The sequence below is a fragment of the Enterobacter huaxiensis genome (assembly GCF_003594935.2).
In the GTDB taxonomy this organism is placed as follows: Bacteria; Pseudomonadota; Gammaproteobacteria; order Enterobacterales; family Enterobacteriaceae; genus Enterobacter; species Enterobacter huaxiensis.
Window position 1 is genome coordinate 2693455 of record NZ_CP043342.1, and the last position, 15936, is coordinate 2709390.

15 protein-coding genes are annotated in these 15936 nt (G+C 54.8%); 11 read left to right on the plus strand and 4 right to left on the minus strand.

The genetic code is table 11. The annotated features are described in order from the left end of the window. Positions 1-7: 7 nt before the first annotated feature. From ogt to uspE, 3 genes are all read left to right on the plus strand, one after another. Positions 8-523, plus strand: coding sequence for a methylated-DNA--[protein]-cysteine S-methyltransferase (gene ogt, locus D5067_RS12845; protein WP_119934459.1), 516 nt, complete (start codon positions 8-10; stop codon positions 521-523). A 183-nt stretch (positions 524-706) separates the two neighbouring features. Continuing rightward, positions 707-1459: a fumarate/nitrate reduction transcriptional regulator Fnr gene (gene fnr / locus D5067_RS12850; protein WP_006174991.1), complete on the plus strand. Its 753-nt coding sequence runs from the start codon at positions 707-709 to the stop codon at positions 1457-1459. Positions 1460-1597: 138 nt separating this feature from the next. After that, positions 1598-2548, plus strand: a complete 951-nt coding sequence (uspE, locus tag D5067_RS12855) for a universal stress protein UspE (RefSeq protein WP_119934460.1) — start codon at positions 1598-1600, stop codon at positions 2546-2548. A 120-nt stretch (positions 2549-2668) separates the two neighbouring features. Here uspE and pntB read toward each other — a convergent pair whose 3' ends face one another. Continuing rightward, on the minus strand, positions 2669-4057 hold the full coding sequence (gene pntB, locus D5067_RS12860) for a Re/Si-specific NAD(P)(+) transhydrogenase subunit beta (protein WP_119934461.1): 1389 nt from the start codon (positions 4055-4057) through the stop codon (positions 2669-2671). 10 nt (positions 4058-4067) lie between these two features. Then, complete coding sequence (gene pntA / locus D5067_RS12865; protein ID WP_119934462.1) at positions 4068-5597, minus strand: Re/Si-specific NAD(P)(+) transhydrogenase subunit alpha; 1530 nt, start codon at positions 5595-5597, stop codon at positions 4068-4070. Positions 5598-6132: 535 nt separating this feature from the next. Between pntA and ydgH the strand changes: the two genes are divergently transcribed. From ydgH to folM, 3 genes are all read left to right on the plus strand, one after another. Next, positions 6133-7077, plus strand: coding sequence for a DUF1471 family protein YdgH (gene ydgH / locus D5067_RS12870; protein WP_119934463.1), 945 nt, complete (start codon positions 6133-6135; stop codon positions 7075-7077). A 185-nt stretch (positions 7078-7262) separates the two neighbouring features. Beyond that, positions 7263-8645, plus strand: coding sequence for an amino acid permease (locus D5067_RS12875; RefSeq protein WP_119934464.1), 1383 nt, complete (start codon positions 7263-7265; stop codon positions 8643-8645). A gap of 39 nt (positions 8646-8684) precedes the next feature. Continuing rightward, a complete protein-coding gene (folM, locus tag D5067_RS12880) occupies positions 8685-9407 on the plus strand; it encodes a dihydromonapterin reductase (protein ID WP_119934465.1) in 723 nt (240 codons plus the stop codon). Here folM and D5067_RS12885 read toward each other — a convergent pair. Beyond that, entirely contained in the window at positions 9404-9739 is a 336-nt protein-coding gene (locus D5067_RS12885) for a GlpM family protein (protein ID WP_014070008.1), read from the minus strand. The two genes, folM and D5067_RS12885, sit on opposite strands and share 4 nt — an antisense overlap. 128 nt (positions 9740-9867) lie before the next feature. On the opposite strand from D5067_RS12885, the gene rstA reads away from it, so the two are divergent. From rstA to tus, 5 genes are all read left to right on the plus strand, one after another. Further along, positions 9868-10584 carry a two-component system response regulator RstA gene (gene rstA / locus D5067_RS12890; protein ID WP_119934466.1) on the plus strand — a complete coding sequence of 239 codons (717 nt, stop codon included), beginning with the start codon at positions 9868-9870 and terminating at the stop codon, positions 10582-10584. A gap of 347 nt (positions 10585-10931) precedes the next feature. After that, entirely contained in the window at positions 10932-11192 is a 261-nt protein-coding gene (locus D5067_RS12895; RefSeq protein WP_119934467.1) for a hypothetical protein, read from the plus strand. A gap of 309 nt (positions 11193-11501) precedes the next feature. Further along, positions 11502-11870, plus strand: coding sequence for an anti-adapter protein IraM (gene iraM / locus D5067_RS12900; protein ID WP_119934468.1), 369 nt, complete (start codon positions 11502-11504; stop codon positions 11868-11870). Between the two features lie 232 nt (positions 11871-12102). Beyond that, the gene (gene rstB / locus D5067_RS12905; protein WP_119934469.1) at positions 12103-13401 is read left to right on the plus strand and encodes a two-component system sensor histidine kinase RstB; all 1299 of its coding nucleotides are present in this window, start codon (positions 12103-12105) and stop codon (positions 13399-13401) included. Between the two features lie 73 nt (positions 13402-13474). Beyond that, positions 13475-14404 (plus strand): DNA replication terminus site-binding protein, encoded by a 930-nt coding sequence (gene tus, locus D5067_RS12910; protein ID WP_119934470.1) that lies wholly within the window; start codon positions 13475-13477, stop codon positions 14402-14404. Here tus and fumC read toward each other — a convergent pair whose 3' ends face one another. Further along, on the minus strand, positions 14405-15799 hold the full coding sequence (gene fumC, locus D5067_RS12915; protein WP_119934471.1) for a class II fumarate hydratase: 1395 nt from the start codon (positions 15797-15799) through the stop codon (positions 14405-14407). Positions 15800-15936 lie beyond the last annotated feature (137 nt).

The window sequence follows — 15936 nt, forward strand, 5'->3', positions numbered from 1 at the left end:
ACTGAGGATGCTGAGATTACTCGAAGATAAAATTACAACGCCGCTTGGGCCACTGTGGGTTATCGCGGATGAGCAGTACAACCTGCGCGCCGTTGAGTGGGAAGAGCACAGCGACCGCATGGAAGAGCTGCTCACTATCCACTATCGCGCACAGGGGTTTGAACGCGTCAGCGCCACGAATCCGGGCGGACTGAGCGATAAACTGGCGGCCTACTTCGAAGGCGATCTCAGCATTATTAATGACCTGCCAACCGCCACGGCGGGAACGCCGTTCCAGCGTGAGGTTTGGCAGGCGTTGCGCAGCATTCCCTGCGGCCACGTGATGCACTACGGCCAGCTTGCAGAACAGCTTGGCCGCGCCGGTGCGGCGCGCGCGGTAGGTGCCGCAAACGGGTCAAATCCCGTCAGCATTGTCGTTCCATGCCATCGCGTTATAGGACGTAACGGCACCATGACCGGGTATGCCGGTGGGGTGACGCGCAAGGAGTGGTTACTGCGCCACGAAGGCTATCTCCTGCTCTAAATCCCAGGCTTTTAGTGCTTAATTTTCTACCGGTTAGGCTAAAAATCCATATTCAAGCTGTGGAATTTCAAGAAGATGGCGACATGATGTCGCCACTTGTCTCTAATGGTCGTATGCCAGGCTTACGAACTTGCCAAAAAGATGTTAAAATTGACCAATATCAATTAAGGCTTGAGCAGACCTATGATCCCGGAAAAGCGAATTATACGACGCATTCAGTCTGGCGGTTGTGCAATCCATTGTCAGGATTGCAGCATTAGCCAGCTCTGTATCCCGTTCACGCTGAACGAGCATGAACTCGATCAGCTTGATAATATCATCGAGCGTAAAAAGCCTATTCAGAAAGGACAGACGCTGTTTAAAGCGGGAGACGAACTGAAGTCGCTCTATGCTATCCGTTCTGGCACCATCAAAAGCTACACCATCACCGAACAGGGCGATGAGCAGATCACCGGCTTCCATCTGGCAGGCGATCTCGTGGGCTTTGATGCCATCGGTACGGGCCACCACCCGAGCTTTGCTCAGGCGCTGGAAACCTCAATGGTCTGCGAAATTCCGTTCGAAACGCTGGACGACCTGTCCGGGAAGATGCCAAACCTGCGCCAGCAGATGATGCGTCTGATGAGCGGTGAGATCAAAGGCGATCAGGACATGATCCTGCTGCTGTCCAAGAAGAATGCAGAAGAGCGCCTGGCCGCATTTATTTATAACCTCTCCCGCCGTTTCGCGGAGCGTGGTTTCTCCCCGCGTGAGTTCCGTCTGACCATGACGCGCGGCGATATCGGTAACTATCTGGGCCTGACCGTTGAGACCATCAGCCGTCTGCTGGGGCGTTTCCAGAAAAGCGGCATGCTGGCGGTGAAAGGGAAATATATCACCATCGAAAACGGTGAGGCGCTGGCGGTGCTTGCCGGACACGCCCGCAACGTTGCATAAAACCTGCGTATTACCGATGCCAGATCGATAAATTTTAGTTATTTATTGATCTGGCAAAAACTTCCCCCCTGTTTCATTCAACATATATAGGTTACTCTTTTACTTACAGACTGTGGTGACAGTAGTAAGGAGACCTGTATGGCAAAGTATCAAAACATGCTGGTGGCTATCGATCCTAATCAGGACGATCAGCCAGCATTACGACGTGCTGTGTATTTACATCAACGGATTGGTGGCAAAATCAAAGCGTTTTTGCCGATCTATGACTTCTCGTATGAGATGACCACCCTTCTGTCGCCTGACGAGCGTACCGCAATGCGTCAGGGAGTGATCGGCCAGCGCACTGCGTGGATCCGCGAACAGGCAAAATTTTACCTGGAAGCCGGCATTCCAATCGATATTAAAGTGGTCTGGCACAATCGTCCTTTTGAAGCCATTATTCAGGAAGTTATCGCCGGTGGGCACGATCTGCTGTTGAAAATGGCGCACCAGCACGACAAGCTGGAGTCGGTGATCTTCACCCCTACCGACTGGCATCTTCTGCGTAAATGTCCGTGTCCGGTATGGATGGTGAAAGACCAGCCGTGGCCGGAAGGCGGCAAGGCCGTCGTGGCGGTGAACCTGGCGAGTGAAGAGGATTATCACAATTCTCTGAACGAAAAGCTGGTGAAAGAGACGCTGCACCTCGCTGAGCAGGTAAACCATACGGAAGTACACCTGGTTGGCGCCTATCCCGTAACCCCGATCAATATTGCCATCGAACTGCCGGAATTTGACCCGAGCGTTTATAACGACGCCATCCGCGGTCAGCACCTGCTGGCGATGAAGGCCCTGCGCCAGAAATTCAGCATCGATGAGAAAATGACCCACGTTGAAAAAGGGCTGCCTGAAGAGGTGATCCCGGATTTGGCCGAACATCTGCAGGCCGGGATTGTGGTACTGGGCACCATTGGGCGCACCGGTATTTCTGCCGCGTTCCTGGGAAATACTGCCGAACAGGTGATTGATCATCTGCGCTGTGACCTGCTGGTCATCAAGCCGGATGAATACCAGACGCCGGTTGAGCTGGACGATCCGGAAGACGATTAACCCCCAACGCCCGGCGGCGCAGGCTTGCCGGGCCTACAAAATCGTAGGCCGGGTAAGCGTCAGCGCCACCCGGCAATAAAAAAACCGCCGGATTCGGCGGTTTTTTCGTTTCAACGCAACTTACAGCGCTTTCAGAATTGCATCCACGCTGGCTTTGGCATCGCCAAACAGCATGTGGGTGTTCTCTTTAAAGAACAGCGGGTTCTGAACGCCTGCATAACCGGTATTCATGGAGCGCTTGAAGACAATCACGTTCTGCGCCTTCCACACTTCCAGAACCGGCATGCCCGCGATTGGGCTGCCAGGATCGTCCTGCGCCGCCGGGTTCACGGTGTCGTTGGCACCGATGACCAGCACGGTGTCGGTATCGGAGAAATCATCGTTGATTTCATCCATTTCCAGCACGATGTCGTAAGGCACTTTCGCTTCCGCCAGCAGAACGTTCATGTGACCAGGCAGACGACCGGCAACCGGGTGAATGCCGAAGCGTACCTTGATACCACGCGCGCGCAGCTTCTCGGTAATTTCCGCCACCGGATACTGCGCCTGGGCCACCGCCATGCCGTAGCCTGGGGTGATGATGACCGTGTGCGAGTTTTTCAGCATCTCAGCGGTCTCTTCCGCGGTGATTTCACGGTGCTCACCCACTTCTTCATCACTGCTGGAAGAGGCCCCATCCGTACCAAAGCCACCGGCAATAACGCTGAAGAAGGAACGGTTCATCGCCTTACACATGATGTAAGACAGGATCGCACCGGAAGAACCGACCAGCGCACCGGTCACGATCAGCAGGTCGTTGCTCAGCATAAAGCCTGCCGCCGCTGCCGCCCAACCGGAGTAGGAGTTCAGCATTGACACCACGACCGGCATATCCGCACCGCCGATGGAGGCCACCAGGTGCCAGCCAAACGCCAGCGCAATGATGGTCATCACCAGCAGCGCCAGCACCTGCAAGCCCACGCTTTCGGTACGAACGAACACAACCAGCAGCACAAAAGAGACCACCAGCGCGGCCAGGTTCATCTTGTGACGGTTTGGCAGCATCAGCGGCTTAGAGGAGATCTTCCCGCGCAGCTTGCCGAACGCCACAATCGACCCGGTAAAGGTCACCGCACCGATGAAGATGCCGAGGAACACTTCCGTCAGGTGAATATTCACCAGGATCGGTTCCAGACCCGGTTCGTGGTACAGGTAGCTGTTGAAGCCCACCAGCACCGCCGCCAGACCCACGAAGCTGTGCAGGATCGCTACCAGCTCCGGCATCTCGGTCATTTCAACGCGTTTCGCCAGACGAATGCCAATCGCTCCACCGATGATCATCGCCACCAGGATCCACGCTACGTTGCCGGTATCCGGCCCGAAAATGGTGGCAATCAGCGCAATCGCCATCCCGGCGATACCAAAGTTATTTCCCTGCTGAGACGTTTCGTGTTTGGAAAGCCCCGCCAGACTGAAAATAAACAGGATCGCAGCAACAATGTATGCGGCTGTAACTAATCCTCCAGACATATGCTACCCCTTAGCCTTTACGAAACATTTTCAGCATGCGCTGAGTCACGGTGAAACCACCGAAAATATTGATACTGGCGATCAGCACCGCGATAAAGCTCAGGAAACTCACCCAGCCGCCGTGACCGATTTGCAGTAACGCCCCAACCACAATAATCCCGGAAATGGCGTTCGTGACCGACATCAACGGCGTATGCAGCGCATGGGACACGTTCCATACCACGTAGTAACCCACCACGCAGGAGAGCGCGAAGACGGTGAAGTGGCCGAGGAACTCTTTCGGAGCAACGTCTGCCAGCCAGCCAAACAGGATAATGACCAGCGCCATGATGGCGTATTTACGCCACGGAGAGGCAGGCTGAGCCGGCTCTTTCGGCGCAGGTGCAGCTTTCGGTGCAGCCTGAGGCTGAGCGGAGACTTGAATAGGCGGCGCAGGCCAGGTGATTTCACCCTCACGCACCACCGTTACGCCACGCACCACTACGTCGTCAAAATCAACGGTGATGTTGCCGTCTTTCTCTTTGCAGAGCAGCTTCAGCAGGTTAACGAGGTTAGTACCGTACAGCTGGGAGGACTGCGTTGGCAGACGACCCGGCAGGTCGGTATAGCCAATCACCTTCACGCCGTTGGCGGTCGTGGTGACCTGGTTCGGCACGGTATATTCGCAGTTACCGCCGTTTTGCGCGGCCAGATCCACAATCACGCTGCCCGGGTTCATGGAGTCAACCATCTCACGAGTGATCAGCTTCGGCGCGGGTTTACCCGGGATTAACGCCGTAGTAACGATAATGTCGACCTCTTTCGCCTGTGCGGCAAAGAGCGCCATTTCGGCTTTGATAAAGGCTTCGGACATCACCTTCGCGTAACCATCACCGCTGCCCGCGTCTTCCTTGAAGTCCAGTTCAAGGAATTCGGCGCCCATACTCTGTACCTGCTCCTTCACTTCCGGGCGGGTATCAAAGGCACGGACGATGGCCCCCAGGCTGTTTGCCGCACCAATCGCCGCAAGACCTGCCACACCCGCACCAATCACCATCACTTTCGCCGGTGGCACTTTGCCCGCCGCGGTGATTTGACCGGTAAAGAAGCGGCCAAACTCGTGTGCGGCTTCAACGATAGCGCGGTAGCCCGCGATGTTGGCCATCGAGCTCAACGCATCGAGAGACTGGGCGCGCGATATACGCGGCACGGAGTCCATCGCCATCACGGTGACGCCGCGTGCCGCCAGCTTCTCCATCAGCTCTGGATTCTGGGCTGGCCAGACAAAGCTCACCAGCGTCGTGCCCGCATTCAGCAGCGCAATTTCGCTCTCTTCCGGCGCGTTCACCTTCAGAATGATCGGTGACTGCCAGACTTCGGCGCCGTCCACCACCTCCGCGCCAGCCTGAATAAAGGCCTCGTCGTCGAAACTCGCCAGTTTGCCCGCGCCGCTTTCAACCGCGACGGTAAAACCCAGCTTAAGCAGTTGCTCCACCGTTTTCGGTGTTGCCGCTACGCGGGTTTCATTGGCAAACCGTTCTTTTGGTACCCCAATACGCATAGTTTTCCCTTCCATCGGTTATTGATGATGGTTTGTCGATAATTGCCCGCGGTCAGGCTCCCCTTTCGCCATTCTGCTCCCGGCGACGAAGGATTAACCCCGGAAAATAAAACAGTAACAAACTTTCTATAACCTACTGAAAATAGCGCCCGCGATCTACCGCCAGAAAACACTATTTCTTACTTTATCTGTGAAAAATAAGCGATCGGCGTCGCTGACAGCGATATTTACCTTAAATTCATCGCCGAGACCGATAAATCGCGCAAGCGAAGCGGTAAAAACATGATATAGCGCCATAAGAGATCAAGTTATTAACATTAAATTAACTTGTAAAAGTCATAAGCTTTATCAGTTTTGCTTGTCAAACGCCTGTTTTTTCAACATATCACTAAATGTTATCGAATCAGGTCATTCATCAAGCACGGGCTGTGAAAAATGGCGCAGACAGCGACGGGTTTTAAATGCCATAATCGGGACCGTCTCAAATTAACAACAATACCAGTACATGGTTTGCGCAAGGCGAAGGATTATTTTTATGAAGCTTAAGAACACACTCCTGGCGTCCGCACTTCTTTCCGCGACCGCCCTGTCTGCGAATGCCGCGACAGAATTAACGCCGGAGCAAGCGGCAGGGTTAAAACCTTTTGACCATACGGTCATTGTGGGTCGTTATAACTCCATTGGCGATGCCGTTACCGCGGCATCAAAAGCCGCCGATAAAAACGGCGCTGCCTCGTTTTATGTTGTTGACCAGTCCGATCAGGGCAACAGCGGCAACCAGCGCGTCACCATTGCGCTGTATAAAGACAATGCACCTAAGGCTGACGCGCCGAAAAACCGCGTGATTAACGGCGTGATTGAATTGCCAAAAGATCAGGCGGTTGAGCTGGAACCTTACGACACCGTGACCGTGCAGGGCTTCTACCGCAGCCAGCCTGAAGTTAACGATGCCATCACCAAAGCCGCGAAAGAGAAAGGGGCTTACTCCTTCTTTATCGTGCGCCAGGTCGATGCCAACCAGGGCGGCAACCAGCGTATTACCGCGTTTATCTATAAAGAAGATGCGAAAAAACGCGTTCTGCAGAGCCCTGATGCTATCCCGGCGGATTCCGAAGCGGGTCGTGCAGCGATAGCGAAAGGCGGTGAAGAAGCGAAGAAAGTTGAAATTCCGGGCGTGGCGACCACTGCTGCACCAAGCGCAGAGGTCGGCCGTTTCTTCGAAACGCAGTCTACCAAAGGTGGCCGTTACACCGTGACGCTGCCGGACGGTACCAAAATTGAAGAGCTGAACAAAACCACTGCTGCGCAGATGGTGCCGTTCGATAGCGTCAAATTTACCGGCAACTACGGCAACATGACGGAAGTCTCTTACCAGGTCGCCAAACGTGCGGCGAAGAAAGGGGCTAAGTATTACCACATCACCCGCCAGTGGCAGGAACGTGGTAACAACGTGACCATCAGCGCCGACCTGTACAAGTAACAAAACAGTTTGTAAAAGGCGGCGCAATGCCGCCTTTTTTGTTACTTTTTTTCTAATTTCTGCCACACATCATTGCATGCTTTCCTTACACTCCGTAAAATCCCGCGCCTTAGTGTGATCCACCATTTTTATGCGCCGTAGCGAAATAATTATTCTGGATTTGGACCTTTCATAACAGGAAGCCAATGGAAAAGAAACTTGGCCTGAGTGCTTTAACTGCACTTGTTTTGAGCTCAATGCTGGGCGCGGGCGTATTCAGTTTGCCGCAGAATATGGCGGCAGTCGCAAGCCCTGCTGCATTGCTGATTGGCTGGGGCATTACCGGGGCCGGAATACTGCTGCTGGCGTTCGCCATGCTGCTGTTGACCCGCATTCGCCCGGATCTAGACGGCGGAATATTCACCTATGCCCGTGAAGGCTTCGGGGAGTTAATCGGCTTCTGCTCGGCGTGGGGCTACTGGCTGTGCGCGGTGATCGCCAATGTCTCTTATCTGGTGATCGTCTTCTCTGCGCTCAGTTTCTTTACCGATACGCCTGAACTGCGCCTCTTTGGTGACGGCAACACCTGGCAGTCCATCATCGGTGCCTCCGTGCTGCTGTGGTTTGTGCACTGGCTGGTCCTGCGCGGCGTGCAAACCGCCGCCAGTATTAACCTCGTGGCGACGCTGGCTAAACTGGTTCCCCTTGGCCTGTTTGTCGTGCTGGCGTTTATCGCCTTCCGCCTCGACGTATTTACGCTCGATTTCACCGGCCTCGCGCTGGGCGTTCCCGTCTGGGAGCAGGTAAAAAATACCATGCTGATCACCCTTTGGGTGTTCATCGGCGTAGAAGGCGCCGTTGTGGTTTCGGCGCGCGCGCGCAACAAGCGCGACGTTGGCCGCGCTACGCTGCTGGCCGTGCTGGCGGCACTGGGTGTTTACCTGCTGGTGACGCTGCTGTCGCTGGGCGTGGTTGCGCGCCCTGAACTGGCGGAAATGCGTAACCCGTCGATGGCCGGGCTGATGGTAAAAATGCTCGGCCCCTGGGGGGATGTGGTTATCGCTGCGGGGCTGATCGTATCCGTCTGTGGCGCTTACCTGAGCTGGACAATAATGGCCGCTGAGGTGCCGTTCCTGGCCGCCACGCACAAAGCCTTCCCGCGCCTTTTTGCCCGTCAGAACAAAAATAATGCGCCGTCCGCGTCACTGTGGCTCACCAACATCAGCGTACAGGTGTGCCTGGTGCTGATCTGGCTCACAGGTTCGGACTATAACACCCTGCTGACCATCGCCTCCGAAATGATTCTGGTACCCTATTTCCTGGTGGGTGCGTATTTGTTAAAGCTCGCAACCCGTCCGGCGCACTATGCTGTAGGGGTTGGGGCCTGTATTTACGGCCTGTGGTTGTTGTATGCTTCCGGGCCTATGCACCTGCTGCTGTCGGTGGTGCTGTATGCTCCGGGCCTGCTGGTGTTTATCTATGCCCGCCGCACGCATCAGCTGGACAACGCGCTAAAGCGCCGTGAGATGGTATTAATTGGGTTGCTTTTAGTGGCCGCCGTGCCGGCAACGTGGATGTTAATGGGGTAGCACCGCCTGTCCCATTGTTGAACTGAAAAGGAAAATACGATGGGACACGCACAGCTTCGACCAATACTGATTACGGGCGCAGGCCGCCGCATCGGCCTTGCCCTCGCCCATCACTTTCTTAACCTTCACCAGCCCGTCATCGTCAGCTACCGTAACGATTACCCCTCCATTGAGGGGCTGAAAAAAGCCGGAGCGGTGTGTATTCAGGCAGATTTCTCAACCGATGACGGTATTCTCGCCTTCGCGGACAAGGTGAAGAACACCACCCCGGCGCTGCGCGCCATCATCCACAATGCCAGCGCCTGGCAGGCAGAAACGCCGGACACGTCGCTCAGCGACACGCTCTCCTGCATGATGCAGATCCACGTTAATGCCCCCTACCTGCTAAACCATGCTCTGCAGGATCTGCTGCGCGGCCACGGCCATGCCGCAGGCGATATTATTCACTTCACCGATTACGTGGTGGAGCGCGGGAGCGATAAGCATATCGCCTACGCCGCGAGCAAAGCGGCGCTGGATAATATGACGCGCTCGTTTGCCCGCAAGCTGGCACCGGAAGTCAAAGTGAACGCCATCGCCCCGGCGATGATTTTGTTTAACGAGGGCGATGACGCCGAATACCGCCAAAAGGCATTGAATAAATCACTGATGAAAATCGCGCCTGGCGAAAAAGAGGTGATCGACCTGATCGATTACCTGTTGACGAGCTGTTACGTCACCGGCAGAACTTTCGCGGTGGACGGCGGACGCCCGCTGCGCTAGTGAAACCGGCTCCAGAAGAAGATCAGTACCCATGCGCTGAGGCTCCAGCAGACCACCGCCCCGCCCAGCGCCAGGGGAAGACGCAGGAACCCGGTGAAATACCACAGCGACAGCAGGTAGAGGAAATAGGGAATGATGGACCACATGCCAAACACAATCGTTGTGCGCAACGCTTCGGTACCGCGTTCAGAAGCCACAATGTAGTGTGCAATCAGCGCAAACGTCGGGAAGAGTGGAATCAGCCCGGCAATGTAGTAATTTTTCGTTTTCGCCAGTATCCCAATCAACAGCACCACCAGCGCTCCCAGCGCGGCTTTAATCACCAGCCCCATGTGTTTTCCTATAACAATCAAGTAACAATATGCAGCAGAATAACGGAACTGACGTTAATTGAGAAAGATTAATGGAAGGTTAAGGTTGTGCGGTGTATGTTGGCTTTTTTCGCGATAACAGACGTTGTATGAATAAGATTGTTTATGTAGAGGATGAACCCGAAGTGGGGCAACTGATCGCCGCTTATCTGGGTAAACATGATATGGACGTCATTGTTGAACCTCGCGGCGACCGCGCCGAGGAGGTAGTGTCGCGCGAAAACCCCGATTTGGTGCTGCTCGACATCATGCTGCCCGGCAAAGACGGTATGACGCTATGCCGGGACCTGCGCGCCCAGTGGGATGGACCCATCGTACTGCTGACCTCGCTGGACAGCGATATGAACCATATTTTGTCTCTGGAAATGGGCGCCAACGACTACATCCTTAAAACCACGCCCCCGGCGGTGCTGCTTGCGCGTCTGCGCCTTCACCTTCGCCAGCGTGCCAGCAGTGAGCGAGAAGCGCCTGCGCCGTCGCTGATGCCCCATAAGGCGATGCGCTTTGGCACCCTCTCCATCGACCCGGTTAACCGGCAGGTGCTGCTTTCCGGTGAGCTTATCGCGCTTTCAACGGCGGACTTCGACCTGCTGTGGGAGCTGGCCACCCATGCGGGGCAGATTATGGACCGCGATGCGCTGCTGAAGAACCTGCGCGGCGTAAGCTATGACGGAATGGACAGAAGCGTTGACGTAGCGATTTCGCGTCTGCGCAAAAAGCTTCTCGATAGCGCCACCGAGCCATACCGCATTAAAACCGTGCGTAACAAGGGCTATCTGTTTGCCCCCCATGCCTGGGAAACTTAATTGCGTAAGGGAGCGCCAGGTTCATGAAAAAGCGGCTCGTGCCGCGCAGGCCTCCCGACTTTTTCATGGCCAAATAATAATTTTCCTCTTACCCCCCCGCTTTACGAAATTAAAGCAGGCCTTTTCTTGCTAACACAGCGAAAAGTGCCATACTTAAGCCTGTATACCTCGCGCCTACCTTCCGAGGCCATGCTCGTAGTCACGTGGTCAAACCGTAACCGTCTCTACAGCCCACCCCCAGTTCTGCTTAATCATCAATGCCGCAAGGCAGCGACCGGTATGACGTTGCGAAGCGCCAGACGTTCTTCTCACAAAAATCTTGATATGAGGATTTAAGCCCATGACATATGTATAGCTACGATGATATAGAGAGCATCAAAACCAATCTTGAATGGATCGTCCATCAGTCTATGGCCAGCCATAAGCTGCCCACCCCACATGACCAAAACGCTATTTTCAGTCTTCTTGAATTGATCCAAACCTACGAAGCGCTCCTGGAATCAATTAATACATTCGGTATTTCTGTTATAGATGAAAACATCGCAGAAGGCCTTTTCATCACCGAAAGTCTGATTGCCAAAGTAAAGCGTCCACGAGACGCCATCTAATTATTCTCAGCATTGCCATTCCGATAAATTTTCTCAGGATAATGGCAATGCTAACCCATGCAGATCCTCTCGATTGTACATCTTCATAAAACACCTGCCTCGATCAAATTTTAATCACTGAACGTTTTGAGCCCGAAAAAATGCAAAAAAAGCGCTTCGGGAAGTGCGGGTTATATCCTTGAAATAAAAGGAAATATCAATGCAATAATAAAAATAACGATCAATATCAATAAGTTACAACATTGATCAACTTGAAATGTCGTGCTAAACAAAATTACAGACTTATGATCCTAACCTGAGGTAAGCGTAATGGCATGGCGAGTGTTAAGTTCTGTGATCTGCCCAAACACAGGCATTGTTTATTCCTGCATTGTTGGACTCAAATTAATCAGATTGATTATATGGTATGAAAGCGACATCTATTTATTGCCGGGCGACAGAATACATCCCACGAAAAACGGTATTTACATCAATGGTGAATTTAGCCCTATATCGCTTTATAACGTGTCGCCTTACAGAGAGACGCTTTGGGACGAGATAAAAAACAAGATGCCCTGCCCGTTTAATAAAGACAGTGAAACCGAAGTCTGTTCATACTCCGTATATTGCAACGCGCGTAAATGTCCCCATGGCTTTACCACGAACCCATTAATAATAGGATTACAGCGTAACCATTAATATTTCGTGAAATCAACTTGAGTACCTCATACTCTGATTCAATAAGAAATCTTAATGAGTCAGAGTATTTTTTGAACGGGAAGCGCAATAACTCAGAAAAACATACCACGCGATGCGCGTTACGCAGGGTAGCCGTGGATGTTGTCAGCGGGTGCAAACCCTGCTTTTATAGGAATACTGATTGGGTGTGAAAACCCTGAAATGATGCATGCGTTGTTTGTGGTGAATTTCAATGAAAAAGCTGTTTGTACAGTTTTATCTCCTGCTGTTTGTCTGCTTCCTGGTGATGACCATGCTGGTAGGGCTGGTGTATAAGTTCACCGCCGAACGCGCGGGACGACAGTCGCTGGACGACCTGATGAAAAGCTCGCTCTACCTGATGCGCAGCGAGCTGCGTGAAATTCCCCCGCACGACTGGGCGCGCACGTTAAAAGAGCTGGATCTGAATCTGTCGTTCGATTTGCGCATTGAGCCACTGAAAGATTTCGATTTAGATGCCCCAACCCAGCAGCGCCTGCGTGATGGCGATATTGTTGCGCTGGATGAGAAATACACCTTTATTCAGCGCATTCCGCGAAGCCATTATGTCCTGGCCGTCGGGCCGGTGCCCTATCTTTATTATCTGCATCAAATGCGGCTGCTGGATCTCGGCCTGCTGGCGTTTATCGCTGTCTCACTCGCTTTCCCGGTCTTTATCTGGATGCGGCCACACTGGCAGGACATGCTGAAACTGGAATCCGCCGCCCAGCGTTTTGGCGACGGACATCTGACCGAGCGTATACATTTCGACAGCGGCTCCGGTTTTGACCGCCTGGGCATCGCCTTTAACCAGATGGCGGATAACATCAATGCGCTGATTGCCAGTAAAAAACAGCTTATTGACGGGATTGCTCACGAACTGCGAACGCCGCTGGTGCGCCTGCGCTATCGGCTGGAAATGAGCGAGAATCTCACCGAGGCGGAGAACCATGCGCTGAATCGGGACATCGGCCAGCTGGAAGCGCTTATCGAAGAACTGCTGACCTATGCCCGCCTCGATCGCCCGCAAAACGAGCTTCACCTCAGCACGCCGGACCTGCCAGCCTGGCTGCAGACCCATATTGAAGACGTGCAGAGCGTAAACCCGCAGCGCACGCTGTTAACGGCCGTTACGCCCGGCGACTACGGCGCGCTGGATATGCGTTTGATGGAGCGCGTTCTGGATAACCTGACGAATAACGCCCTGCGCTACAGCGAAACGACGCTGCGCATTGGCTTAGATTTACAGGGCAGCCGGGCCAGCCTGACCGTTGAGGACGATGGCCCCGGCATTGCCCCGGAAGCGCGGGAAACCGTCTTCGAGCCGTTTGTGCGCCTGGACCCCAGCCGCGACCGCGCCACGGGCGGCTGCGGTTTGGGATTAGCCATTGTTTACTCCATCGCCCAGGCTATGGGCGGTACGGTTCGCTGCGAGGAGAGCGAACTCGGCGGCGCACGCTTCTGCTTTAGCTGGCCCGTTTATCACAACATCACCCTTCCCGTTCCTGCCTGACCGATACCGCACGCTGGCCTGACCCGGCGTGCTGTGCTATACCGTAAGTATGTTGTAACTACTGAGGCAAAACATGGCGACTTACGATCTCATCGAAAGGCTGAACACCACCTTCAGGGAAATGGAGCACGAGCTGCTGGCGCTGACGGAACGTTTGCAGGCGTGCCGTTTGCTGGCCGCGCGGGTTTTTACCCTGCCCGACGTGGCAAAAGGCGCAGAACACGATCCGCTGGAAACCATCGACGTTAAGCAACATATCGGCAAGGCCGGGCTGGACCTCGCGCTCCAGCACTATCGTCGCCTGTTTATTCAGCAGCAGTCCGAGAATCGCAGCAGCAAGGCGGCGGTTCGCCTGCCCGGAGTGATCTGCCTGCAAACGGACGCCGCAACGCGTGAGGCGCTGGAAGCTCAGGTTGCGCTTATCAATGCGCTGAAAGCCAGCTTTGAGAAGATTGTCACCGAAGAGTCGGGGCTTGCGCCTGCCGCGCGCTTTGAGTGGGTGCATCGCCAGCTGCCGGGCTTAATTACCCTCAACGCCTACCGCACGCTGACGGTGCTGCGCCACCCGGCCACGCTTCGTTTTGGCTGGGCCAACAAGCACATCATTAAAAACTTCACCCGCGATGAGATCCTGGCCCAGCTGGAGAAAAGCCTGAAAGCTCCGCGAACCGTCGCACCGTGGTCGCGCGAGCAGTGGATCGAGCGGCTGGAGCAGGAGTATCACGCCATAGCGTCATTACCGGCAGGCACGCGCCTGAAAATTAAACGTCCGGTAAAGGTGCAGCCTATCGCCCGCGTCTGGTATTCCGGGCAGCAGAAGCAGGTACAGCACGCCTGCCCCACGCCGCTGATTGCGCTGTACGATGCCGATCAGGGTGCGGTGGTGCCGGATATCGGCGAGCTGCTGAATTACGATGCTGAAAATGTTCAGCATCGCTATAAACCACAGGCGCAGCCGCTACAGCTTATTATTCCACGGCTGCACCTGTACGTGGCGGAGTGATTACTTCAGGCTTCCGACCATCGCTTCCGGACGGACCCACGCGTCAAACTCGGCGTCCGTCAGGTAGCCTAAGGCCAGCGCAGAGGCTTTGAGCGTTAACCCTTCTTTGTGCGCCTTCTTGGCGATCTCGGCTGCCTTATCGTAGCCGATATGGGTGTTCAGCGCCGTCACCAGCATCAGCGACTCATTGAGCAGCTGGCTGATACGTTCGCGATTCGGCTCAATACCCACCGCACAGTGCTCGTTAAAGCTCTCCATCCCGTCCGCCAGCAGCCGCACGGACTGTAGCAGATTGTGGATCACCATCGGACGATAGACGTTCAGTTCGAAATTACCCGACGCGCCGCCCATGTTGACGGCCACGTCGTTCCCCATCACCTGACAGCAGAGCATGGTCATGGCCTCGCACTGGGTCGGGTTCACTTTACCGGGCATGATGGAGCTGCCGGGCTCGTTTTCCGGAATGCTAATTTCGCCAATGCCGCAGCGCGGGCCGGAGGCCAGCCAGCGCACGTCGTTGGCAATTTTCATCAGCGATGCCGCCAGCCCTTTCAATGCGCCGTGGGTGTGAACCAGCGCGTCGCAGGTTGCCAGCGCCTCAAATTTATTCGGTGCGGTGACAAACGGCTGGCCGGTAATCGCCGCCAGCTCCCCGGCCACGCGCACCGCATATTCGGGATGGGTGTTCAAGCCGGTGCCGACAGCCGTTCCGCCCAGGGCAAGTTCTGCCAGATGCGGCAGGCTGTAATCGATATGCTTGAGGTTGTGCTCAAGCATTGCAACCCAGCCGGATATCTCCTGGCCGAGCGTCAGGGGGGTAGCGTCCTGCAGGTGCGTACGCCCGATTTTGACGATATCGCTAAATGCCTGAGCCTTGTCACTGAGCGTATTTTTCAGCACGTTCAGCTGCGGGATAAGCTGCTCGCGGAGGGCAATCACCGCCGCCACGTGCATTGCCGTCGGGAAAACATCGTTAGAGCTCTGGCTCTTATTGACGTCGTCGTTCGGATGAACTTTACGCTCCATGCCGCGAACGCCGCCCAGCAGTTCGCTTGCCCGGTTCGCCAGCACTTCGTTCATGTTCATGTTGCTCTGGGTGCCAGAACCGGTTTGCCAGACGGCGAGGGGAAATTCGTCAGGGTGCTTACCGGCCAGCACTTCGTCAGCGGCATTGATGATGGCCGTCGCTTTGTCGGCGGCCAGCAGGCCTAGATCCTGGTTCACTTTGGCGGCCGCGCGTTTGGTCAGCGCCAGCGCCTGGATCAGCGAGACGGGCATTTTCTCGGTCGAGATACGGAAATGCTCCAGCGAACGCTGGGTTTGTGCGCCCCATAGCTTGTCGGCCGGGACGGCGATGGCGCCCATCGAGTCTTTCTCATGGCGTACCGTTGTCATTACTTTCTCCTTGATAACAAAAGCGGGATTGCTCACATGCTTAAGAGATAAGTATTGATGGCTTAGAGATTACTGCATGGCGCTTTGTGCGCTCTTTTTGGTGTCGGGTGGCGCTGAACGCTTACCCGACCTACCAG